At 69.4% G+C, this 23254-nt stretch carries 21 protein-coding genes and 2 pseudogenes; 10 read left to right on the plus strand and 13 right to left on the minus strand.

What is annotated here, in order from left to right:
- The first annotated feature begins 165 nt into the window (after positions 1-165).
- From ltnD to ACPWT1_RS20660, 5 genes are all read left to right on the plus strand, one after another.
- Complete coding sequence (gene ltnD, locus ACPWT1_RS20640) at positions 166-1056, plus strand: L-threonate dehydrogenase (protein ID WP_427913000.1); 891 nt, start codon at positions 166-168, stop codon at positions 1054-1056.
- Entirely contained in the window at positions 1056-2348 is a 1293-nt protein-coding gene (gene otnK / locus ACPWT1_RS20645; protein ID WP_427913001.1) for a 3-oxo-tetronate kinase, read from the plus strand. The genes ltnD and otnK overlap by 1 nt, the downstream gene beginning before the upstream one ends.
- A complete protein-coding gene (locus ACPWT1_RS20650) occupies positions 2349-3011 on the plus strand; it encodes an aldolase (protein ID WP_427913002.1) in 663 nt (220 codons plus the stop codon).
- A gap of 22 nt (positions 3012-3033) precedes the next feature.
- Positions 3034-3837 (plus strand): 2-oxo-tetronate isomerase, encoded by an 804-nt coding sequence (gene otnI, locus ACPWT1_RS20655; RefSeq protein WP_427913003.1) that lies wholly within the window; start codon positions 3034-3036, stop codon positions 3835-3837.
- A gap of 85 nt (positions 3838-3922) precedes the next feature.
- Positions 3923-4258, plus strand: a complete 336-nt coding sequence (locus tag ACPWT1_RS20660; protein WP_427913004.1) for a hypothetical protein — start codon at positions 3923-3925, stop codon at positions 4256-4258.
- Positions 4259-4270: 12 nt separating this feature from the next.
- Here ACPWT1_RS20660 and ACPWT1_RS20665 read toward each other — a convergent pair whose 3' ends face one another.
- Both ACPWT1_RS20665 and ACPWT1_RS20670 read right to left on the minus strand, forming a co-directional pair.
- Complete coding sequence (locus ACPWT1_RS20665; RefSeq protein WP_427913005.1) at positions 4271-5188, minus strand: diacylglycerol/lipid kinase family protein; 918 nt, start codon at positions 5186-5188, stop codon at positions 4271-4273.
- Complete coding sequence (locus ACPWT1_RS20670; RefSeq protein WP_427913006.1) at positions 5185-5868, minus strand: phosphatase PAP2 family protein; 684 nt, start codon at positions 5866-5868, stop codon at positions 5185-5187. The genes ACPWT1_RS20665 and ACPWT1_RS20670 overlap by 4 nt, the downstream gene beginning before the upstream one ends.
- A gap of 102 nt (positions 5869-5970) precedes the next feature.
- On the opposite strand from ACPWT1_RS20670, the gene xth reads away from it, so the two are divergent.
- Positions 5971-6744 (plus strand): exodeoxyribonuclease III, encoded by a 774-nt coding sequence (gene xth / locus ACPWT1_RS20675; protein ID WP_427913007.1) that lies wholly within the window; start codon positions 5971-5973, stop codon positions 6742-6744.
- 326 nt (positions 6745-7070) lie between these two features.
- On the opposite strand, the gene paaZ is transcribed toward xth, so the two are convergent.
- The 7 genes and pseudogenes from paaZ to paaA form a co-directional block, all read right to left on the minus strand.
- A complete protein-coding gene (gene paaZ / locus ACPWT1_RS20680) occupies positions 7071-9122 on the minus strand; it encodes a phenylacetic acid degradation bifunctional protein PaaZ (RefSeq protein ID WP_427913008.1) in 2052 nt (683 codons plus the stop codon).
- Positions 9119-9760, minus strand: a complete 642-nt coding sequence (locus ACPWT1_RS20685; RefSeq protein WP_427913009.1) for a TetR/AcrR family transcriptional regulator — start codon at positions 9758-9760, stop codon at positions 9119-9121. The genes paaZ and ACPWT1_RS20685 overlap by 4 nt, the downstream gene beginning before the upstream one ends.
- Positions 9761-9910: 150 nt before the next feature.
- The gene (gene paaE, locus ACPWT1_RS20690) at positions 9911-10999 is read right to left on the minus strand and encodes a 1,2-phenylacetyl-CoA epoxidase subunit PaaE (protein ID WP_427913010.1); all 1089 of its coding nucleotides are present in this window, start codon (positions 10997-10999) and stop codon (positions 9911-9913) included.
- Positions 11000-11144: 145 nt separating this feature from the next.
- Positions 11145-11642 carry a 1,2-phenylacetyl-CoA epoxidase subunit PaaD gene (gene paaD, locus ACPWT1_RS20695; protein ID WP_427913011.1) on the minus strand — a complete coding sequence of 166 codons (498 nt, stop codon included), beginning with the start codon at positions 11640-11642 and terminating at the stop codon, positions 11145-11147.
- A gap of 5 nt (positions 11643-11647) precedes the next feature.
- Positions 11648-12423 (minus strand): annotated as a pseudogene (paaC, locus tag ACPWT1_RS20700) (1,2-phenylacetyl-CoA epoxidase subunit PaaC).
- 8 nt (positions 12424-12431) lie between these two features.
- A complete protein-coding gene (gene paaB / locus ACPWT1_RS20705; RefSeq protein ID WP_427913012.1) occupies positions 12432-12725 on the minus strand; it encodes a 1,2-phenylacetyl-CoA epoxidase subunit PaaB in 294 nt (97 codons plus the stop codon).
- A 144-nt stretch (positions 12726-12869) separates the two neighbouring features.
- Positions 12870-13874 carry a 1,2-phenylacetyl-CoA epoxidase subunit PaaA gene (paaA, locus tag ACPWT1_RS20710; protein WP_427913013.1) on the minus strand — a complete coding sequence of 335 codons (1005 nt, stop codon included), beginning with the start codon at positions 13872-13874 and terminating at the stop codon, positions 12870-12872.
- Positions 13875-14007: 133 nt separating this feature from the next.
- Here paaA and ACPWT1_RS20715 point away from each other — a divergent pair, with 133 nt between their 5' ends.
- Positions 14008-14529 (plus strand): GNAT family N-acetyltransferase, encoded by a 522-nt coding sequence (locus ACPWT1_RS20715; protein WP_427915607.1) that lies wholly within the window; start codon positions 14008-14010, stop codon positions 14527-14529.
- Between the two features lie 150 nt (positions 14530-14679).
- Here ACPWT1_RS20715 and ACPWT1_RS20720 read toward each other — a convergent pair whose 3' ends face one another.
- The gene (locus ACPWT1_RS20720) at positions 14680-15411 is read right to left on the minus strand and encodes an anti-sigma factor (protein WP_427913014.1); all 732 of its coding nucleotides are present in this window, start codon (positions 15409-15411) and stop codon (positions 14680-14682) included.
- A gap of 10 nt (positions 15412-15421) precedes the next feature.
- A complete protein-coding gene (locus ACPWT1_RS20725; RefSeq protein ID WP_427913015.1) occupies positions 15422-16021 on the minus strand; it encodes an RNA polymerase sigma factor in 600 nt (199 codons plus the stop codon).
- Positions 16022-16270: 249 nt separating this feature from the next.
- On the opposite strand from ACPWT1_RS20725, the gene ACPWT1_RS20730 reads away from it, so the two are divergent.
- Positions 16271-16789 carry a fasciclin domain-containing protein gene (locus ACPWT1_RS20730; RefSeq protein ID WP_427915608.1) on the plus strand — a complete coding sequence of 173 codons (519 nt, stop codon included), beginning with the start codon at positions 16271-16273 and terminating at the stop codon, positions 16787-16789.
- Positions 16790-16926: 137 nt separating this feature from the next.
- Positions 16927-17742, plus strand: coding sequence for a DUF4886 domain-containing protein (locus ACPWT1_RS20735; RefSeq protein ID WP_427913016.1), 816 nt, complete (start codon positions 16927-16929; stop codon positions 17740-17742).
- On the opposite strand, the gene ACPWT1_RS20740 is transcribed toward ACPWT1_RS20735, so the two are convergent.
- Positions 17729-18892 (minus strand): glycosyltransferase, encoded by a 1164-nt coding sequence (locus ACPWT1_RS20740; protein WP_427913017.1) that lies wholly within the window; start codon positions 18890-18892, stop codon positions 17729-17731. The two genes, ACPWT1_RS20735 and ACPWT1_RS20740, sit on opposite strands and share 14 nt — an antisense overlap.
- Positions 18889-19395: an Lrp/AsnC family transcriptional regulator gene (locus tag ACPWT1_RS20745; protein ID WP_427913018.1), complete on the minus strand. Its 507-nt coding sequence runs from the start codon at positions 19393-19395 to the stop codon at positions 18889-18891. Before ACPWT1_RS20745 ends, ACPWT1_RS20740 begins: the two co-directional genes overlap by 4 nt.
- A gap of 208 nt (positions 19396-19603) precedes the next feature.
- On the opposite strand from ACPWT1_RS20745, the pseudogene ACPWT1_RS20750 reads away from it, so the two are divergent.
- A pseudogene (locus ACPWT1_RS20750) lies at positions 19604-23184 on the plus strand (indolepyruvate ferredoxin oxidoreductase family protein).
- Positions 23185-23254: the final 70 nt, after the last annotated feature.

The raw sequence follows: 23254 nt of genomic DNA on the forward strand, positions 1-23254 counted from the left end.
CTTGTTCATTGAGAACGTTCGTGGTCATTCGAGTCTAGAAGGGCCTTCGTTGCTCGGCTGTAGGAATCGTGCGCGTGGCCTGCATGAGTTCGGCGGGGTTAACCTGAGGGCGCGCGGCACGGCGGCTGCCCCAGAATCCGGCGTCATCACCAGGAAGGGACACTCATGACCACTGTCGGCCTGATCGGGCTCGGCGCGATGGGCTCGGGCATGGCCGGCTCGCTGCGGCGCGCCGGCCACCAGGTGCGTGTCTGCGATGCACGGCCCGGCGTCGCGGAAGCGTTCGCGGCGGAAGGCGGCGTCGCCTGCGCCACGCCGGCGGAGCTTGCGCGCCAATGCGACGTGGTGGTCTCGGTGGTGGTGAATGCACAGCAGACCGAAGCGGTGCTGCATGGCGAGCACGGCGCGGCCGCCGCGATGAAGCCCGGCAGCGTCTTCGTGATGTGCTCCACCGTCGACCCCAACTGGTCGGTGGCGCAGGAAGCCCGACTGGAGGCCATGGGCCTGCTGTACCTGGACGCACCGATCTCGGGCGGTGCAGCCAAGGCTGCGTCGGGCCAGATGACGATGATGACCGCCGGCAAGCCCGCCGCCTACGAGCGCTGCGGTGCGCTGCTCGACGCGATGGCCGCCAAGGTGTACCGGCTGGGCGACCGCGCGGGCAACGGCAGCAAGGTGAAGATCATCAACCAGCTGCTGGCCGGCGTGCACATCGCGGCCGCCGCCGAAGCGATGGCGCTGGGCCTGCGCGAAGGGGTCGATGCGAACGCGCTGTACGAGGTGATCACGCACAGCGCCGGCAACAGCTGGATGTTCGAGAACCGCATGGCCCACGTGCTGGCCGCCGACTACACGCCGCTATCCGCGGTGGACATCTTCGTCAAGGACCTCGGCCTGGTGCTCGACACCGCACGCGCCAGCAAATTCCCGCTTCCGCTGGCGAGCACCGCGCACCAGATGTTCATGCAGGCCTCGACTGCAGGCCACGGCCGCGAGGACGATGCCGCGGTGATCAAGATCTTCCCCGGCATCACGCTGCCGTCCAGGGACGCGTGATGGCCAAGCCGCTCCTGGGCTGCATCGCCGACGACTTCACCGGCGCCACCGACCTGGCCAACAACCTGGTGCGCGCCGGCATGCGCGCCGTGCAGACCATCGGCATTCCCGAGGGTCCGCTGGACACCGACGCCGACGCCGACGCCATCGTGGTGGCGCTCAAGTCCCGCACCATTCCCGCCGCGGACGCCGTGGCGCAATCGCTGGACGCATTGGCGTGGCTGCAGCGGCAGGGCGTGGAGCAGGTCTATTTCAAGTACTGCTCCACGTTCGATTCCACGCCGCAGGGCAACATCGGACCGGTGACCGACGCGCTGCTCGACCAGCTGCAAGGCGCCGGCCAGGGCTTCACCATCGCCTGCCCCGCCTTCCCCGAGAACAAGCGCACCGTCTTCAAGGGCTACCTGTTCGCGGGCGACGTGCTGCTGAACGAGAGCGGCATGCAGAACCATCCGCTCACGCCGATGACGGACCCGAACCTCGTGCGCGTGCTGCAGGCGCAGACGCGGCGCAAGGTGGGCCTGGTGGCGTACGACGTGGTCTCTCGCGGACCGGCCGCGATCCGCGAGCGCTTTGCGCAACTGCAGGCCGAAGGCGTCGGCGTCGCCGTGCTCGATGCGGTGTCCAACGACGACCTGCTGCGCATCGGTCCCGCGCTCCAGGGCATGCCGCTCGTGACGGCGGGGTCGGGCATCGCGATCGGGCTGCCGCAGAACTGGCAAGGCAGCGGCCGGCTGCAGAAGGGACAATTGGCCGATGCGCTGCCGCCCTTCGAGGGCTGTGGCGCCGTGGTCTCGGGCAGTTGCTCGACGGCCACCAACGCGCAGGTACAGCAGTTCCGCCAGGCCGGGCGGCCGGCGTTCGCGGTCGATCCGCTGGCGATTGCCGCGGGAGAAGACGTTGCAGCCGCGGCGCTGCGCTGGGCCGAGCCGCTGCTCGCACGCGGACCGGTGCTGGTGCACGCGACGGCCGAACCGGCAGCGGTGAAGGCCGTGCAGGCGCGACTGGGCGTGTCGCAGGCCGGCGAGATGGTCGAGCACTGCCTGGCTGCGGTCGCTCGCGGGCTGGTCGAGCGCGGCGTGCGCCAGCTGGTCGTCGCGGGCGGCGAAACATCGGGCGCCGTGGTGCAGGCCCTGGGCGTGCGCCAGCTGCGCATCGGTCCGCAGATCGATCCCGGCGTGCCCTGGACCTGGGCCAACACCGCGCTCGGCGTGCCCGTGCACCTGGCGCTCAAGTCCGGCAACTTCGGCACGCCCGACTTCTTCCTCAAGACCTTCGCGGGAGCGGTGTAGATGGACGCCATCGCGCAGGAGGTCTGCCGCATCGGCCGCTCGCTGTTCGAGCGTGGCTACGTGCATGCGACCGCCGGCAACATCAGCGTGCGGCTCGACAACACCGAAGGCGGCGGCTGGCTGATCACGCCCACCGACGCCTGCCTGGGCACGCTGGAGCCGCGGCGGCTGGCGCACATCGGGGCCGACGGCCAGCAGCGCTCGGGCGACCGCGCGTCCAAGACGCTGGCGCTGCATCGGCGCATCTATGCGGCCGACCCGCAGGCACGCTGCGTGATCCACACGCATGCCACGCACCTGGTGGCCCTCACGCTCGCGGGCGTCTGGCAGCCGCAGGACATCCTGCCGCCGATCACGCCGTACTACGTGATGAAGGTCGGCCACGTGCCGCTGGCGCCCTACCACCGTCCCGGCGATCCGGCGGCGGCCGAGTGGGTGGCGCAGGCGATCACGGCCTCGCACGAGCGGCAACTGCCGCTGCGTGCCGTGATGCTCGACCGCCTGGGCCCGGTGGTGTGGCATCGCAGCCTGGGCGAGGCGTCGGCCACGCTCGAGGAACTGGAAGAGACCGCGCGCCTGTGGCTGCTCGTGCAACGCCGTGCCGAGCCGCTGGACGCCGACCGCATCGATGACCTGCGCCGCAACTTCGGCGCGCTGTGGTGACCCCCCTGGAGCTGAACCGACCATGCCCCGCTTCGCCGCCAACCTGAGCATGATGTACGCGGAACACCCGTTCCCCGAGCGCTTCGCCGCCGCCGCGCGCGATGGCTTCACCGCCGTCGAATACCTGTTTCCCTACGACTACCCGGCGCGTGAACTCGCCCAGAGGCTGCAGGACAACGGACTGCAGCAGGTGCTGTTCAACGCACCACCCGGTGACTGGAACGCGGGCGAGCGCGGCCTCGCCAGCCTGCCTGGCCGCGAAGCCGAATTCCGCAGCGGCGTGCAGCGCGCGCTCGAGTACGCCGCCGAACTGAAGTGCCCGCGCATCCACCTGATGGCCGGGCTGGTGCCAGCAGCTGCCGACCGTGCGGTGCTGGGCCGCACGTATCTCGGCAACCTGGGCTGGGCCGCGCAGCAGGCCGCGAAGCAAGGCGTCGACGTGCTGCTGGAGCCGATCAACACGCGCGACATCCCGGGCTTCTTCCTGAACCGGCAGGACGAGGCGCATGCCATCGTCACCGAGGTCGGCGCGCCCAACCTCAAGGTGCAGATGGACCTGTACCACTGCCAGATCGTCGAGGGCGATGTCAGCATGAAGCTGCGCCAGTACCTGCCGACGGGCCGCGTGGGCCACCTGCAGATCGCCGGCGTGCCGCAGCGCCACGAGCCCGACGTCGGCGAGCTGAACTATCCGTTCCTGTTCGACGTCATCGACGAACTCGGCTTCACCGGCTGGATCGGCTGTGAATACCGGCCGCGCGCGGGCACCAGCGCAGGGTTGGGCTGGCTGCACGCGCAGCAGGCAAGGCACGCGCCCGCTGCCTGACAACAATCACGCGGCTCGGCTGCGGTTCGCCTTGCATCGAGGGGGCCGCTCACTAGACTGCCCCGGTCATACGCAGGAGGCCGCCATGTGCCATCTCGTCCGTGAACCGAAGGCCTTCACCGGTGAAGACGCCGGTGCTTCCGTCCCGCCCCGCCCGCAAGGGCTGCGTCCGCGCTGGGCCGGCGCGATCGCCGCGGTATTCCTCGGCGGCGTCGCACTGGCCGCCTGGGTCTCGCCGCCCTCGGCGACGTCGACGCCACCAAGTCCCGAAGTGAAACCCACCGTCGCTGCCGTGCCGGCAGGCAACTTCGTTGCCACGCCGACCGCCAAGGACGTCGAGCACGGCGTGCTGCCGGTCGACGACGATGTGCCCACCGCGGGCGTCAAGGCCACCAGCGGCGGCTGCCACCACGCGATGTAGCGGCGCGCTGGCTCAGGCCGGCGCTTGCGAGGGCGCCCGCACCCGCAACGCGCCGGGACGCACCCGGTACTGCAGCGGCGTCTGCATCACCAGCACCTCGCCGTCGGCGGCGACGCGGATCCTGCGTCGCGCCGGACGGATCACCAGTTCGGCTGCTTCCAGCATCTCGAAATCGTCGGCCTGCCGCAGGCGCTGCAGCAGGGCCAGCAACGCGAGCCGCAACAGGCCGAAGCGGCCGCCGTGGTGGGCCATGTAGAGGCTGAGCCGCCCGGTATCGAGGGCGGTGCGGCTGCCGATGGCGAAGCCTTCCACTTCGTAGCGGTTGTTGCCGATGAAGACGAACGGGCTGCGCCGCAGCAGCCGCTCGCCCTCGACCTGCAGTTCCACGTACATCGACGGATGGCGCCGCAGCACGTTGAGGCACGCCACCGCCAAGGCAGGCCACTTGCCGCGGCCCAGCCGCCTGCGCTGGCGCTCGCGGTCGAGCACGATGTCCGGATAGATGCCGATGCTGGAGTTGTTGATGAACACGCGGCCGTTGACCTCGCCGACGTCGACGGCAACGGTGCGGCCGCCCGCCAGCACGTCGAGCGCGGCATCCAGGTCCATCGGCAGCCCGAGGTCCTTGGCGAAGTGGTTCAGCGTTCCCATCGGCAGGACGCCCAGCACGGTGGCGGTGCCTGCCAGCTGCGAGGCCACGGCACTGACCGTCCCGTCGCCGCCGGCCGCGATCACCAGCGGCACGCCGTCGCTGCTGGCGCGCGCCGCGGCGGCCAGCAGTTCGCTGCCGTCCTGGAACAGCACCACCTGGGCCACGAGGCCACGCTGCGCCAACTTGTCCTGCAGGCTGGCCACCATCTCCGGCGGGCAGCCCTGCCCCGACTTCGCATTGAGCAGCACGACGGCCGAACGGGCAGTGGGTTCCTTCACGCCATGGCTCCCGCGCCGTGGTGCGCCACGACCTGCGCACCGGAGAAGCAGGCCAGCAGCCAGAACGTGCCTTCGACGATGCCGGCCAGAACGTCGCTGGGATAGTGCGCGCCGAGGTAGACACGCGACAGCGCGGTGATCCCCACCAGGGCAACTGCAACGATCGCACCGGCGGTGCGCGCTGCAGCGCTGCGCTCGCGGGTGCACCAGAGCGCCAGCACGAAGCCCCACCACACAGTCGCGCCCGCGGCATGGCCGCTGGGAAAGCTGTAGGTGGTGAGATGCACCAGCGGATGGTCGAAGGCGGGCCGCGCGCGCTCGAAGCCCAGCTTGACCACCGCGTTGAGCACGAGGCCGCCGGGCACGGCCGCCAGCAGCAGCGGCACCCAATGCCGCTGGCGGGCGGACAACAGGCCGATCGCCAGCAGCGCGGCCACGATGCAGATCGCGACGGTCTGGTGCATCGCGCTCACCGCGAGCATCAGCTGCGTCGTCGATGGGCGCAGGTGGTTGCCGAACCAGGCACTGATCGGCGCGTCGAGTCGCGTGATGGGTCCATGCAGCACCAGGTCGGCGGCCAGCATGCCGAACAGCAGCACCAGGGCCACCATCCACGCGACCGCGACGGCGGGCCGCAGGTGCGGCAGCGGCAGGGGTCGGTGCACGGCGGGCTCGGCCATCGCGTTGCATCCTAGCGTCGGGCCCGCGCGCCGTGCGGCGCCTGCCTCATCTCTGGATGCCTGCCTACAACCGGGCGCAGCGTTGCTTGATGAGATCGCCACATGCGGATCGCCACCTTCAACGTCAAAGGCGTCAGCGGCCGGCTGCCGCGGTTGCTGGAGTGGTTGCAGGAGACCCGCCCCGACGTCGCCTGCCTGCAGGAGATCAAGACCAGCGATCCACGGTTTCCGATCGAGGCGCTGCGCGAGGCGGGCTACGACGGCGCGTGGCATGGGCAACCGCGGCACCACGGCGTCGCGGTGCTCGCGCGTGGCGCCGCGCCGGTCGAAGTGCGCCGCGGCTTGCCCAGCGATGGCGACGACGGGCAGGCGCGTTACCTCGAGACCCGCGTGGGAGGCTTGCGGATCGCCTCGGTGTACCTGCCCAACGGCAACCCGCAGCCGGGTCCCAAGTTCGACCACAAGCTGGACTGGTTCCGCCGCTTCAACGAGCATGCCGCGCAGTTGCTGGCCGACGGCGAACCCACCGTGCTGGCCGGCGACTTCAACGTCGTGCCGACGGACTTCGACATCTACAACGCGTGGCTGTGGCAGTGGGACGCGGTGATGCAGCCGGAGACCCGGCGCCTGTACGACGACCTGCTCGCCCAGGGCTGGAGCGACGCCACGCGGCACCTGCATCCGCGCGAGCGCATCTACACGTTCTGGGTGAACACGGCCGCGTTCCACCGGAATGCTGGGTTCCGGATGGATTTCCTGCTGGTGAGTCCCTCATTACGCGCCCGCTTGCGGGCGACGGGTGTCGACGCGGAGCATCGAGGGCGGGAGAAGCCGAGCGACCATGCGCCAGTTTGGGTGGAGCTGACCGACGCGTAGCGGGCGGGGCATCGGGGGCGCGCGGCAGCGCGCTTGATCCACGCGCCATCCGGCCGCTCTGCTCTTCTCTGAAGTCGCGTCATTCCCGCGAACGCGGGAATCAAAGGCGCCCACATGCTTGGTCGTGGGTCAAGCCAGATGACACCCTCGCGGCACTGAGGGCCCCTCTCCGAACACGCACCGTGCCGGCACGCGGCAGGCGGCATCTGGCAGGGCCGATTTGGGTGACGGAAGCGCGCGCAGCGGAGCGACTCTCACCGTATGAGGCCCTGCCAGATGCCGCCTGCCGCGCGGCCCCCATGCCGCAACGAATCACGCGCCCGGCTTCAACCCCGCTTGGCCACCAACGTCAGGATGTCGTAGCTAGCCACAAGCTCCCCGTGCTGGTTCGTCACCTCGACATCCCAAGCAACGACCCCCTGCCCCACACCCTTCGCATCCTTGCGATTCCGGTCGATCTTGCGCTTGGCCGTCAGCCGCGCCTGGATCGTGTCGCCGATGCCCACCGGCTTCACGAAGCGCAAGGTATCCAGCCCGTAGTTCGCCAGCACCGGCCCAGGCGCCGGCGAGACGAACAGCCCGGCCGCAGCGGACAGCACGAAATAGCCGTGCGCGATGCGCTTGCCGAACGGACTGTCCTTGGCCGCGACCTCGTCGAAGTGCATGTAGAAGTAGTCGCCCGAGATGCCGCCGAAGTTGACGATGTCGGCCTCGCCCACGGTGCGGCGGTGCGTGAGAAGCGAATCGCCGACCTGCAGATCCTCGAAGTGGCGGCGGAACGGATGCACCTCGCTCTCGCGCACTTTGGCGCCGCGCACGTGCTCGCCCGTGACCGCGGCCAGCATCGTCGGCGAGCCCTGCACCGCGGCGCGCTGGAGGTAGTGCCTGACGGCACGCAGGCCACCCAGCTCCTCGCCGCCGCCCGCGCGGCCCGGGCCGCCGTGCTTCAGCTGCGGCAACGGTGAGCCGTGGCCGGTGGACTCCTTGGCCGCCTCGCGATCCAGCACCAGGATGCGGCCGTGCGTGGCCGCGGCTGCTGGGACGAAGCCCGCTGCAATGGCAGGATCCTTCGTGACCAGCGTGCCGACGAGGCTGCCTTTCCCCTTGGCCGCGAGGACCAGCGCATCGTCGAGCCCGTCGTACGCCATCAGCGTGCTCACCGGACCGAAGGCCTCGATGTCGTGGACCGCATCGTCGGCCAGCGGGTTCTTCGCCAGCAGCAGCGTGGGCGCGAAGAACCCGCCTTCCGCCACGCCGTCGCCGCGCGGCGCGAAGCCGTCGCGCTCGCCGTGCACCAGCTCGGCTTTCTCCAGCAGCGCCTTCACGCGCGCGGCCACGTCCTGCTTCTGGTCGAGCGAGGCCAGCGCGCCCATGCGCACGTCCTCCAGCGCGGGATCGCCGACGACGGTCTTCGCGAGGCGCGCCTTGATGCGCCTCGCCACTTCATCGACGTATTGGCGCGGCACGATGGCGCGCCGGATGGCGGTGCACTTCTGGCCCGCCTTGACGGTCATCTCGCGCGCGACCTCCTTGGCGAACAGGTCGAACTCCTCGTCCTCCGGCGTCACGTCGGGGGCGAGCACGGCCATGTTCAGCGAGTCGGCCTCGGCGTTGAACGGGATCGCATGCCGCACGAGATTCGGGTGCACGCGCAGCTTCGCGGCGGTGTCGGCGGAGCCGGTGAACGTGACCACGTCGCTGCCATCGAGCTGGTCGAGCAGGTCGCCGGTGCTGCCGATCACCAGCTGCAGGCTGCCCTCGGGCAGCAGGCCCGACTCCACCATCAGCCGCACCGCCGCTTCGGTGAGATAGCTGGTGCTGGTGGCGGGCTTGCCGATGCAGGGCATGCCGGCCAGGAAACTGGGAGCGAACTTCTCGAGCAGGCCCCACACGGGAAAGTTGAACGCGTTGATGTGCACCGCGACGCCGCCGCGCGGCACCAGGATGTGCGTGCCGGCGAAGGCGCCGGTCTTGCCGAGCGGAATCGCCGGGCCTTCGTGCAGCACGTTGCCCGAGGGCAGGTCGTTGCCACCCACGCCCGCATACGCGAACAGCGTGCCGCTGCCGCCCTCGATGTCGATCCAGCTGTCGGTGCGCGTCGCGCCGGTGTGGGCCGAGATCGCGTACAGCGTCTCCTTGCGCTCGGCCAGGTACTTGGCCAATGCCTTCAGGCGTTCGGCCCGCTGCTGGAAATCGAGCTTCAGCAGGTTGGGCACGCCGACCTTCCGCGCGTGCCGCACGGCCTCGGCGAAATCGAGCTTGTCTGCATGCGTGCTCGCGACCGGCTTGCCGTTGACGGCGCTGCGCAGTTGCTGCGCGGCTTCGCGGCCGACCCAGCGACCGGCGACGTAGCTCTGGAGGACGGGGGTGGCGGTCATGCTTGTCTCCTTGTCTTGGCGGCGTGCGCCGGTGCGGCGGGCGGAACCTGCACGGCGCCCAGGCCGCCGAGGAACAGGTCGGTGACGATAGGCGCCATCGCGTCGTGGTCGAGCGCGCCACCAGGCTTCATCCACGTGAACATCCAGTTGACCATGCCGAACAGCAGCATGGTGAGCGGCTTGCTCAGCGCGGCCTCCTTGAGGTCGGGACGCAGGTCGCCGACGACCTGCGCGAACGCAGCGACGAGGGCGCGCTCGCGATCGAGCACGCGGCGGCGGTCCGCAGGCTCGAGGAAGCGCACCTCGCTGGTCAGCACCCAGTGCGCGTCCTGCGCATCCGCGTATTCCTCGACGAGCCGCTTGATCAATGCCTGCATCCGGGTCCGCGGCTCCCGCGTGCCGCTCAGCGCGTCATGCACGATGCCCTGCAGGCGCTCGACGTGCGTGTCGGCGATGGAGAACAGCAGCGCGTACTTGTCGCGGTAGTAGTGGTACAGCGTGGCCTTCGACAGGCCGCACGCCTCGGCCACCTCGTTCATCGAGGTCGCCGAATAGCCGCGGGTGGCGAACAGGTGCGCCGCCTGCGCGAGGATGGTCTCGCGCTGGTCGTCGTAGCCGGCGTGGCGTCCGCGGCCCATGTCAGGGCCGGCCTCCGGCCGGGGAGCGGACAGCCGAACGCAAAAGACGCGAAATCACGCGAAAGACGCGAAAGGATTTCATCGAGTCTTCTTTCGCGTCTTTCGCGCCTGTTTCGCGTTTTTTGCGTTCGTCTTCGTGTTCGTCTTCATTCAGCGTTCATCGAACGACAGCACCACGCGCTCGGTCACCGGATGCGCCTGGCAGGTGAGCACGAAGCCGGCGGCGACCTCGGCCTTGTCGAGCGCGAAGTTGCGCTCCATCCGCACCTCGCCCTCCACCAGCTTGGCGCGGCACGTGCCGCACACGCCGGACGTGCACGAGAACGGCACCTCCAGTCCGGCCGCGGACGCGCAGTCCAGGATGCTGGGCTGGTCCTTGGTGAAGGTGATCTCGCGCTGCAGGCCGTCGCGCACGATCACCACCTTCGCGATCTCGGCGTCGCCCGGCTGGGCCTCGTGCACCACCGCGCCGACGCTGCCAGCCGCGGGAAGCGGCACGCCGAAACGTTCGATGTGGATGCGGTCCTCGGGCACGCCCGCGGCCAGCAGCGCCGCCTCGGCCTCGTCGTTCATCTGGAACGGCCCGCAGACGTACGCATGGTCGATACGGCCCGCCGGCACCACGGTGCGCAGGAACTCGCCGATCTTGTCGCGGTTCATCACGCCCATGTTCAGCGGCGCGTCGGTGTGCTCGTCGGAGAACACGTGGTGCAGCACCAGCCGCGTCATGTACCGGTCCTTCAGGTCCTCGATCTCCTCCTTGAACATCGTGGACTTGAGGCTGCGGTTGCCGTAGACCAGCGTGAACCGGCTCGCGGGTTCGCGGGCGAGCACCGTCTTCATGATCGACAGGATGGGCGTGATGCCACTGCCGCCGGCGATGCCGACATGGTGGCGCCTGGCCTGCGGCTCGATGGGCACGAAGAAGCGCCCCTGCGGCGCCATGACGTTGATGGTGTCGCCGGGACGCAGCTGCTCGTTGATCCAGTTGGAGAACACGCCGCCACGCACCTTGCGCACCCCGACGCGCAGCTCGCCGTCGTCGACGCCGGCGCAGATCGAATACGAGCGCCGCAGATCCTGGCCGTCGATCTCCTTGCGCAGCGTGAGGTACTGGCCTTGCGTGAAGCCGAACACGGGCTGCAGCTCGGGAGGCACGTCGAACGCGACGACGACGGCTTCCTGCGTGTCGGGCTGGATGGAGCGGACCTTGAGCGGGTGGAAGAGGGGCGTAGTCATGGGTCAGAGCTGAATGCGGACAGCCGAACGCGAAAGACGCAAAAGGGCGCGAAAGCCGCGAAAGAAGACCTTGAACCGATTCATTCGACGGACTCTTTTGCGTCTTTCGCGTGATTCCGCGTCTTTTGCGTTCGGCAGTCCGCCTTCACAGCGGCTTGAAATACTCGAACGGCTCGCGGCAGTCCAGGCAGCGGTACATCGCCTTGCACGCGGTGGATCCGAACGCGGACAGGCGCTCCGTGTGGGTGCTGCCGCAGCGGGGGCACGCGATCGATGGCTCGCGGCGAACGATGCGGATCGGCGCGGCTCCATCGGGCAGCGCGGGCCGCGGGGGCGCGATGCCGTAGTCGTGCAGCTTGCGGCGGCCTTCGTCGCTGATCCAGTCGGTGGTCCACGCGGGCGCGCGGCGCAGCGTGGCGCGCGCCGGGCCCAGGCCCTCGGCCCGCAGCGCGTCGAGCACGCTCTGCTCGATCACTTCGGTGGCCGGGCAGCCGGAGTACGTCGGGGTGAGCACGACCTCCAGCTCGGCGCCGTGGTCGATGACGTCGCGCACGATGCCCAGGTCGCACACGGAGAGCGCCGGCACCTCGGGGTCGAGCACGGTGCCCAGCACCTGCCACGCCTTGCCGATGCGATCGGGCATGGTGCTCACCACACGCCGCCCGGGAAGCTGCGCTGCAGGTGCTGCATCTCGGCGAGGATGAAGCCCATGTGCTCGCTGTGCACGCCACGCTTGCCGGTCGAGACATACGGCGTGGACTTCGGCGCCTCCAGGCCCGCATCGGCCAGCAGCGCGTCCATCTCGGCCTCCCAGGCTTCGCCCAGGTCGCCCCAGCGCGGACCCAGCCCCGTCGCGGCCGCATGCTCGTCGACCGCATCGTCGGCGAACAACTCGGCGCCGTAGCGCCACAGCTGGTCGAGCGCGGCCCGCAGGCGGCGCAATGACTCGTCGGTGCCCTGCCCCAGGCGCACCACCCAGTCGGCCGAATGCTGCTGGTGGTAGCGCGCCTCCTTCACGGCCTTGCCTGCGATGGCGGCCAGCTCGGCGTCGCCCGATTCGCGCAGCCGCTCCCAGAGCAGCCGGAAGAACGTGGCCATCATCGCGTTGCGCAGCACCGTGACCGCGAAGTCGCCGCGCGGCAGTTCCACCATGGTCACGTTGCGGTAGTCGCGCTCCTCGCGCAGGAACGCGAGCTGGTCCTCGTCGTGGCCCTGGCCTTCCAGCGCGCCGGCGTGCGTGAGCACCGCGCGGGCCTGGCGTCGACCAGGTCGAGCGCGATGTTGGCGAGGGCGATGTCCTCCTCCAGCACCGGCGCATGACCCGTCCACTCGCCGAGGCGCTGCGCGAGGATGAGCGCCGTGTCGCCGATGCGCAGCAGGTACTGCACCGACGGGTCGTCCTTGATGGCGATCGAGCCTTGCATCGCCGCGCTCACATGTGGTCCACGGAGTCGGGGAGCTTGTAGAAGGTCGGGTGCCGGTACACCTTGTCCTCCATCGGATCGAAGTTCATCGCCTTGTCCCCGGGATCGCTGGCGACGATGTGGTCGGAGCGCACCACCCACACGCTGGTGCCTTCCTGCCGGCGCGTGTAGACGTCGCGCGCCATCTGGATGGCCATCTTCGGATCGACCGCATGCAGGCTGCCGCAATGCTTGTGGTCCAGGCCACTCTTGCTGCGCACGAACACTTCCCACAGGGGCCACTCTTGACTTGCTTCGCTCATGTCAACTCCTTGGAAGGCGGACAGCCGAACGCAAAAGTCGCGAAATCACGCAAAAGACGCGAAAGGAATTCATCTCAGTGTTCTCTTCTTTCGCGCCTTTTGCGCCCTTTTGCGTCTTTTGCGTTCGGCTGTCCGCTTCCGACTTCACGCCGCCAGTTGCTCCGGCGCGGCCTTCTTCGCGGCATATGCGAGCGCGGCTTCGCGCACCCACGCGCCGTCGTCCCACGCCTTCACGCGTGCGGCCAGCCGTTCCTTGTTGCAGGGGCCGTTGCCGTTGACGACGTTCCAGAACTCGTCCCAGTCGATCTTCCCGAAGTCGTGGTGCTGCCGTTCCTCGTTCCACTTCAGCTCGGGGTCGGGCAGCGTCACGCCCAGCACCTTCGCCTGCTCCACGGTGGCGTCGATGAACCGCTGGCGCAGTTCGTCGTTCGACACGCGCTTGATGCCCCAGCGCATCGACTGCGCGGAGTTGGGCGACTGGTCGTCGGGCGGGCCGAACATCATGATCGACGGCCACCACCAGCGGTTCACCGCGTCCTGCACCACGTCCTTCTGCGCCTGCGTGCCCTTCTGCATCATGGTGAGCAGCGACTCGAAGCCCTGGCGCTGGTGGAAGCTCTCCTCGCGGCAGATGCGGATCATGGCCCGCGCATACGGGCCGTACGAGCAGCGGCAGATCGGCACCTGGTTCATGATGGCCGCGCCGTCGACCAGCCAGCCGATCACGCCCACGTCGGCCCAGGTCAGCGTCGGGTAGTTGAAGATCGAGCTGTACTTGGCCTTGCCGGTGTGCAGCGCCTCGAACATCTGGTCGCGCGAGGTGCCCAGCGTCTCGGCCGCGGAATACAGGTACAGGCCGTGCCCGCCCTCGTCCTGCACCTTGGCCAGCAGGATCGCCTTGCGCTTGAGCGTCGGCGCGCGCGAGATCCAGTTGCCCTCGGGCAGCATGCCCACGATCTCCGAGTGCGCGTGCTGGCTGATCTGCCGCACCAGCGTCTTGCGGTAGTGGTCCGGCATCCAGTCCTTGCCCTCGATGAACTCGCCGGCGTCGATGCGCGCATCGAACCGCTCCTGCAGCCGCATCTCGTCGGCGGACCGCACGGCCTTGCCGGCCTCGGCCTTCATCGTGTCCATGGCTTGCGTGTACATGCGCTCTCCTGCGTGTCGACATTATTTCCGACCGCGTGGTCGATCATAGGACAGGAGCCGGCAGCCATCAACCTCGACCGTGGAACGAAGCGACGGCATGAAGCTGATCCGCTAGATTGACGGCATGAACCGCATGCCCGCGCCCATTCGCGTGCTGACCGCCGAAGAGGCAGCAGCGCGCAGCGACGAACTCGCCGACGTGCTGCTGGACTGCGTGGCAGGCGGTGCGTCGGTGGGCTTCATGGCTTCGCTGCCGCGCGAGCAGGCACTGGCGTTCTGGCGCCGCGTGGCGGAGGGCGTGGGTCGTGGCGAGCGCGTGCTGCTGGTGGCCGAGGACGAGGAAGGCCGCGCGGTGGGCACCGTGCAGCTGGTCGTCGCGATGCCGGACAACCAGCCGCACCGCGCCGACGTGGCCAAGATGCTGGTGCACCGGCGTGCGCGCCGGCAAGGCATTGCGCAGCGCCTTCTGGTGGCGATCGATGCGCAGGCGCGGGCCGCGGGGAAGACGGTGCTGGTGCTGGACACCGTCACCGGCGGCGACGCCGAGCGGCTGTATGCGCGTTGTGGCTGGGAGGCCGTGGGGTCGATCCCGAACTACGCGCTGATGCCGGACGGGGCTTTCTGCGCCACGACGGTGTTCCACAAGCAGCTCTAAAGCTTGGATTCCCGCCCCCGCCTGCGCGGGGGCAGAGCCTTCGATCGCGAGAATGACCCCGGGGTGGATTCCGGCCTTCGCGGGAATGACAGGTCCGCCCCGGGCAGACGGAACGGTGTCGTCCCCGCGAAGGCGGGGACCCAAGGCTTCCTACAGCGTCGTTTGCAGCAGCGGACCCTTGAACAGCACGGGCCCGGTCGGCTTGCCTCCCGGGGCGCCGCCCTTGGGCTCCAGCGTGATGGCCAGCGCCGGCGCCGTGGTCACGTCGCGCGATCCGGCCGTCAGCCGCACCACGGGCTGGCCCTGCACCACGCCAAGCGATTTCGGCGCCTGGCCCGGCGGCAGCGCCCACAGCTCCAGGGAGCGATCCGCCGCTTCCTGGAAGCCGCCCACCCGCTTGAGCGTCAGCGTCCTCTTCCCCGGGTCGAACGTCACCAGCATCGACGCGTTCTGCGCCTGGTCCTGCAGCACGGCCACGTACTGGATCTCGGGCTTGTCCATCATGTGCATGGCCATGGCCAGCGAGGCGACCGCGGCCACGGTGGTGGCGGCGGTGATGCCGCGCCACACCAGCAGCCGGCGGCGAAGGCTGTCGAGCATGGGCGTCTCCCTGGCTCGCGCCGGCGCAGCAACGGCTGCTGCCGGTGCATCGGCCGCGATCGCGTCGGCGATGCGTTTCCAGGCATTCGCACTCGGCTGCACGGAAGGCTGCAGTTCCGCCAGCGCGGCAAAGTGTTCCTGCCAGACGATCACGCGGGCGCGTGCCGCGGGGTTCTGCCGGGCGATGGCCGCGAAGCGGCGACGGGCGCCACCGCGCAGCGTGCCGAGCGCATAGCCCGCGGCCAGCCGGTCCAGGAGTTCGGGATGGGCGAGGATGTCCATGGCGCGGTCCTCAGGCGAATCGGCCCATGCAGCTGCGCAGCTGCTCGAGGCCGCGGCGCACCCAGGTCTTGACCGTGCCCAGCGGCAGCTTCAGCTGCTGCGCCAGTTCGCCGTGGCTCAGGTCGCGGAAGTAGGCCAGGCTCACCACTTCGCGCTGCTTCGGTTCGAGCTTGCGCAGGCACTCGTGCAAGGCCCACGCGTGTTCGCTCGCCACCTGCGTGTCCAGCGGATCGGCCGACTCGCCGGCCAAGGTGTCGGCCAGCACGTCGTCGAGTTCCAAGGCGGCATCGGCGCGCTCGCTCGCGCGGCGCCGCAGGAAGTCCAGCGCCCGGCTGCGCGCGATCAGCCCCAGCCAGGCCAGCGGCGGGCTGAGCGTCTGCCGGTAGTCGTGCGCCGTGCGCCAGACCTGCAGGAAGGTGTCCTGCAGCACGTCCTCGGCCCATTGCGGATTGCCCAGCACGCGCATCGCCACGCCGTAGATGCGGCCGCCCACCTGGTCGTACAGCTCGCGCAGCGCGGCCTCCGCGTCGCTGCGGCGGGCCGGGGTCACGTCGTGGTGGGCGATGCGCTCGAGCAGCGCGATCACCTGGTCCTGGGCGAGATCGTTCATGGCTGGGATTGTCGGGGTACGCAGCCGTTCGCGGATCGGATGTCCGGCGGTCGGCTGAATCCAGTCGGAAAGAGCCCGCGTATCCAGTCCGGGATGCACATGGAACGTGTCCCGCATCAACCCAACCGGAGATCCACGATGAAGAAATTCGCACTGACCGCGGCATGCGCCGCTTCCCTCCTGGCCGCCTGCAGCGGCATGCCCAGCCAGGACATGGCCTATGCCTCCCGCAACGGTGGCACCGGTCCGATGACCACGACCGGAACGGCCATGGGCGCGATGGAGCAGACCAAGATGGTCGGCGGCGCGCCCATGTACCCCAGCAAGACCATCGTGGCCAACGCGGTGAACTCGAAAGACCACACGACGCTGGTTGCCGCGGTGAAGGCCGCCGGCCTGGTCGACACGCTGCAGGGCCCCGGTCCCTTCACGGTGTTCGCGCCCACCAACATGGCGTTCGACGCCCTGCCCGCGGGCACGGTGCCGACGCTGCTCAAGCCGGAGAACAAGGCGACGCTGACGAAGGTGCTCACCTACCACGTGGTGCCGGGACGCCTGGATGCCGATGCGCTCGCGAGCCAGATCCGCGCGGGCGGCGGCAAGGCCATGCTGAAGACCGTCGAAGGCGAGCCGCTGGTGGCCACCATGCAAGGCAGCGGAATCGTCGTGACCGACGCCAAGGGCGGCATGGCCCACGTGACCACGAGTGACGTCTACCAGTCCAACGGCGTGATCCACGTGGTCGACAAGGTGCTGCTGCCTGGCTGATCCAAACCCGGGACGCCTTGGGTCCCCGCCTTCGCGGGGACGACACACCACCGTCATTCCCGCGCAGGCGGGAATCCACGGCTTCCGACTGCCTCATGAAAGGCTAAGCTGTCTCGACCACAACCAGGAGACACGCCATGCCCCGCATCCTGCGCCACCTGCTCGCTGCCCTGCCGCTGCTCGCGGCGGCAGCGCTGCCCCTCAGTGCCGCCGCCCAGATCGCGCCCAAGCGCACGGACCCGGGCGCGCGGCCCGAAGCCATGATGTGGGTGGGCAACAGCTTCTTCTACTACAACAACTCGATGCACAACCACTTCGGCCAGCTGGTGTCGTCGCTGGGCGAGAAGCCGGGGGTGCGCGGCACCTCGGTCACCATCAGCGGCTCGGGCCTGGACTGGCACGACATGGAATCGCTGGTGCGGCCCAACGGCATCGGGCGCTACTCGTTCGTCGGCGACAACGAGATCCGCTTCAACCCGCCGGGCAAGCAGTACGACACCGTGGTGATGATGGACTGCAGCCAGTGCCCGGTGCATCCGCAGCTGCAGCAGGCCTTCCACGACACGGTGAAGAAGGACGCCGAGATCCTGCGCAAGCAGGGCATCCGGCCGGTGCTGTTCATGTCGTGGGCCTACAAGGACAAGCCCGAGATGACGCAACAGCTGGCCGAGCAGTACACCAAGGCCGGCAATGCGAATGACGCGATGGTGATCCCGGCGGGACTGGCATTCGCCAAGGCCATCTCGCGGCAGCCGGGGCTGGAGCTGTACCAGCCGGACAAGCGCCATCCCAGCGTGGCCGGCACCTACCTCGCCAGCTGCGCCACGTATGCGACGCTGTTCCGCAAGAGTCCCGTCGGCGCCAGCTACACGGCAGGCCTGCCGCCCGAGACGGCCAGGCTGCTGCAGCAGGCCGCGTGGGACGCGGTGCAGGAGTACTTCAGCGCCAAGTAGCGGATGCGCGCCGCGCGGCACGCAACGCCTCGAGCGGATAGAACGTGCCGCGCCAGGCGATGCCGCCGCGGCGCAGCGTCAGCAGCACGGCGCGCCACAACACCGCGAGCATCAGCACCGCGGTGAGCGGGAACCAGAGCAGGCAGCCCGCCGGCCACTGCGTGGTGCGCAGCACGCGCCACTGGATCGCCAGGGCGCCCAGCACGGCCAGCGCGTTCACCCAGCGCGTTGCACCGGCGGTGGCGAACAGGCCCACAAGCGGCCAGATGCGCAGCGCCGCGAAGCCCAGGCTGGCGGCCAGCGCACGGGGCACGCTGTACGCCGCCGCGGCGAAGCTGTTCTTCTCCACGCCACGCATGAAGCCGTGTGCATCGCGGTACCACTCGAGGGCGACGGCACCTTCACCGAGCAGCAGGCCCTGCCGCGCGCCATGCAGCTTGAGGCGCCGCCCGAGCGCCAGGTCGTCCAGCACTTCGAGCTTCAGCGCCTCGTGGCCGCCGGCGCGCCGGTAGGCATCCGCGCGCACCAGGTTGAACGCGCCCAGGCCCACGTACACGCGCGGCGACGTCGCCAGCTTCCACGGCGGCAAGGTGGCATGGAACAGCGCCTGCGACTCCACCAGCAGCGCGGCCAGCAGCGACTGCCGCACGTGCAGCTGCGGCAGCACCGCCACATGGTCCAGCCGCTCGCGCACGCAGTGGCCCAGCGCACGCCGCAACGCATCGGGTGCCATGTGCACGTCGGCGTCGGTGAAGAGCAGGAACCTGCCACTCGCGGCTTGCGCGCCCAGGTGCAAGGCATGCACCTTGCCCAGCCAGCCATCCGGCAGCGCCGCCACATGGATCACGCGCAGGCGCGGATCGTCGCGCGCCAGCCGATCGAGGATGGCGCCGGTGCCATCGGTGGAGCGGTCGTCGATCGCGATGACCTGCAGGTGCGGATGGTCGAGCGCGAGCAGCGATCGCAGCGCCGGCTCGATCGTGGCCGCTTCGTCGAGCGCGCTCACGATGATCGAAAGGGTGGGCAGCTCAGCGTCGGCGAGAGGTTCGACGTCGGTGAGCAGCCGCAGTTGCCGCAGGCCCCAGTGCAGCGCCACGAGCTGGCGCAGCACGAGCGCGCACACCAGGACGGAAAACCAGAAGGCGATCACCGGCGCGCACGCTTGGCCGGTGCGGCGCGGGGCCGCGGCACGTCGAGCGGCAGCCGCGACTCGGACTTCACCTCCTTGAGCACCACGCTCGAGCGCACGTGCGTCACGCCCGGCAGCTTGAACGCGGTGTCGTGCAGGAAGCTCTCGTAGTGCTTGATGTCGGGCACCAGCACCTTGATCACGTAGTCGGCCTGCCCCGTGGTGGCGTAGCAGCTGACGATCTGCGGGCAGGCGGCCACGGCCTGCTCGAAGCGGCGCACGTCGTCCTCGTTGTGGCGCGTGAGGTTGACCTCGGCCAGCACGCACAGCGACAGCCCGACACGCTCGCGATCGACGAGGGCCGTGTAGCCGCGGATGATGCCGGCCGCCTCCATGTCCTTGACCCGCTTCCAGCACGGCGTGCTGGACAGCCCGGCGGCGCTGGCCAGCTGCTGCACGGTCTGGCGGGCATCGCGCTGCAGCTCGGCCAGCAGCAGCACGTCGTGGCGGTCGAGGGAGTCCATTCTTCAACGGTCCTTGTTTGGAGAACGGCATTCTCCTGCATCGGCTCAGGTGGAGGAGAAAAGAAGCTCTTTCCTGGGCCGCTGGTCTAACCTCTTCTCTGACCAGCTGTCATGCCGGGCTTGACCCGGCATCCAGCGAGCGCCTCGATGAGCGCCGGACTGGATTGCGGGTCGAGCCCGCAATGACAGGGAAGCAGGAGACATGCACATGACCACGACCACGACGGAGCAAGCCCCCCTCGCCCGCCCCGACTACAAGCTCAGCGACAGCCTGTGGGCGCAAGGCGGCGCGATCTTCCTCACCGGCACCCAGGCGCTGGTGCGGCTGATGCTGATGCAGCGCCAGCGCGACGCGGCCGCCGGCCTCAACACGCAGGGGTTCATCAGCGGCTACCGCGGATCGCCGCTCGGGATGGTCGACCAGGCGGTCTGGAAAGCCGGGAAGAAGTTCGACGAAGCCGGCCTGCGGTTCCTGCCCGCCATCAACGAGGAACTGGGCGCCACCGCAGTGTTGGGAACTCAGCGCGTCGAGGCCGACCCCGAGCGCACGTGCGACGGGGTCTTCGCGATGTGGTACGGCAAGGGGCCCGGCGTGGACCGCGCGGGCGACGCGCTCAAGCACGGCAACGCGTACGGCGCCTCGCCCCATGGCGGCGTCCTGATGGTGGCGGGCGACGACCATGGCTGCGTGTCGTCGTCGATGCCGCACCAGAGCGACCAGGCGTTCCAGTCATGGCATGCGCCGATCGTGTCGCCAGGCAGCGTGGCCGAGTACCTGGAGTTCGGCCTCTATGGCTGGCAGCTCTCGCGCTTCTCGGGCAACTGGGTCGGCTTCACGGCGCTGTCCGAAGTGGTCGAGAGCGCTTCGACGGTGGACCTGGACCTCGTGAACGCGCGCGTGGCCACGTGGCAGGACGCGGACACCGTGCGCCAGCTGACCGGCTACACGCCGCCCGCAGGCGGCCTGCACTACCGCTGGCCCGACCTGCCGTCGCTGGTGATCGAGCAGCGCCTGCATGCCAAGCTTGAAGCCGTGCGCGCCTTCGCGCGGATCAACAGCATCGACCGCCACATCGTGCGCAGCGAACGCGCCACCGTCGGCATCGTCACGGCGGGCAAGGCGCACTACGACTTCATGGAGGTGCTGCGCCGTCTCGACATCACGCCCGAGACGCTGGAGCAGCACGGGGTGCGGATCGACAAGCTGGGACTCACCTACCCGATCGAACCGACCCGCATGCGCGAGTTCGTGCGCGACCTGAAGGAAGTGCTGGTGATCGAGGAGAAGGGCCCGGTGGTCGAGGAGCAGCTGCGCTCCATGTTCTACAACGCCAGCGAGCGACCGACGATCGTGGGCAAGACGGATGCAGACGGTGCAACGCTTGTGTCCGCACTGGGCGAGCTGCGGCCCTCGCGCCTGATCGCGATCGTGGCCGACTGGCTGGCCGGCCACTTCCCCGACCTCGATCGCCGTCACCTTGTGCGCGACTTCACGCTCCCCGAGCTGCTGTCCAACGAGAGCGATGCGGTCAAGCGCCTGCCCTACTTCTGCGCAGGCTGCCCGCACAACACCAGCACCAAGGTGCCCGAGGGATCGCATGCGCAGGCCGGCATCGGCTGCCACTTCATGGCCAGCTGGATGAACCGCGACACCGAAGGCCTGATTCAGATGGGCGGCGAAGGCGTGGACTGGGTGTCGCATGCGATGTTCACCAAGGTGCCGCACGTGTTCCAGAACCTGGGCGACGGCACCTACTACCACTCGGGCTACCTCGCGATCCGGCAAGCCGTGGCGGCGCGCGCGACGCTCACGTACAAGATCCTGTTCAACGACGCGGTGGCGATGACCGGCGGCCAGCCGGTGGACGGCATCATCAGCGTCGACGGCATCGCGCGCCAGGTCGAGGCCGAGGGCGTGAAGCAGGTCGTGGTGCTCTCGGACGACATCGGCAAGTACGACGCGATCAGGAACCGCTTCCCGGCCGGCACCGAGTTCCACGACCGCGACCAGCTCGATGCGGTGCAGCGCCGGCTGCGCGAGATGCCGGGCGTCACGGTGCTGATCTACGAACAGACCTGCGCCGCCGAGAAGCGACGTCGCCGCAAGAAGGGCGAGCTGGTGGATCCGGCGCGACGCGTATTCATCAACGACCGCGTGTGCGAAGGCTGTGGCGATTGCAGCGTGCAGAGCAACTGCGTCGCCGTGCTGCCGCTGGAGACGCCGCTGGGCCGCAAGCGGAAGATCGACCAGAGCAGCTGCAACAAGGACTACTCGTGCGCCAAGGGCTTCTGCCCCAGCTTCGTGGGCGTGCTGGGTGGGCAGCCGCGCAAGCGCACGGGGGCGCTGGCCGGCGGTTCGGCCGATTTCACGCGCCGCATCGATGCGCTGCCGGTGCCACAGCCGCATGCGTGGACCGGTCCGTATGACCTGCTCGTCACGGGCGTGGGCGGCACCGGTGTCGTGACGGTCGGGTCCTGATCACGATGGCCGCGCACCTGGAAGGCAAGAGCGCGAGCGTGCTCGACTTCATGGGCTTTGCGCAGAAGGGCGGCTCGGTGCTGAGCTTCGTGCGCATCGCCGACGTTCCCTCGCGACTGAACCAGGTGCGCATCGACACCCAGCAGGCCGACGCGATCCTGGCCTGCGACCTGGTGGTGGGCGCCTCGCCCGACGCTCTGGCCACCGTGCGCCATGGCCGCACGCGCATCCTGGCCAACACGCACGAGGTGCCGGTGGCCGAGAGCCTGCGCAATCCGGATGCGAGCCTGAAGGTGCCGCAGCTGCTGGACAAGCTGCGCTTCGCGGCGGGTGCCGATCGGGTGGAGACGCTCGATGCGCAGGCGCTGGCCGAAGCCTTCCTCGGCGACTCCATCGTCTCGAACATCCTCGCGCTCGGCTTCGCCTGGCAGCGCGGGCTGGTGCCGGTCGGCCACGCGGCGCTGCTGCGTGCCATCGAGCTCAATGGCGTCGGCGTGGAGAACAACAAGCTGGCGTTCTCGCTCGGACGCCTGGCGGCCGCCGATCCCGCGGTAGTGACGGCGCTGTTGCAGAAGCCGTCGCACGAGCCGGCGATCGACAGCGACAGCCTCGAGGCGATCGTGGCGCGCGGCGTGCGCCATCTCACCGGCTACCAGGACGCGGCGTATGCGCGCCGCTATGCGGACTTCGTGGCGCGCGTGCGCGTGCGGGAGGCATCGCTCGCAGCGGATGCGTCCCTGCCCTTCACGCGCGCCGTCGCCCGTTCGCTGCTGAAGCTGATGGCCTACAAGGACGAGTACGAGGTGGCGCGCCTGTACACCGACGGCGAGTTCCTGCGCACGCTGCGGCAGCAGTTCGAGGGTGACCCGCAACTGGAGTTCTACATGGCGCCCCCGCTCCTGAGCCGGGGCAAGGACGGCGAGGCGCCGCGCAAGATCCGCCTTGGAGGCTGGATGCTGCCCGCGATGCGGCTGCTCGCGCACGGACGTCGTCTGCGCGGCGGCCTGTTCGATGTCTTCGGCTACACCGAGGAGCGCCGGCTGGAGCGCTCGCTGGTGCGCAGCTATCGCGCGCGCATCGAGGCCCTGCTGGACGCGCTGGCGCCGGAGCGGATCAAGGTCGCCACCGAGATCGCCGCGCTCCCGCTCTCCATGCGCGGCTTCGGCCACGTCAAGCTGGCCAACGTGGCGCTGGCGCGGGCGCGCGAGGCGGAACTGCTGCACCGCTTCGATCCGCAGGCCTATCCGAAGCCGCCGCAGGCGCCCGTCGCCGGGCAGATCCGCGGCATCCGCGTCACGGCCGCCGCGTAGCCGCAGCGCACTGTCGCAGGCAGCCGACGGCCGCGCGTGGCGCCGCGAGGCACGGATGGGCTCGCTGGCT

Source organism: Ramlibacter sp. MMS24-I3-19, assembly GCF_050320135.1.
In the GTDB taxonomy this organism is placed as follows: Bacteria; Pseudomonadota; Gammaproteobacteria; order Burkholderiales; family Burkholderiaceae_C; genus Ramlibacter.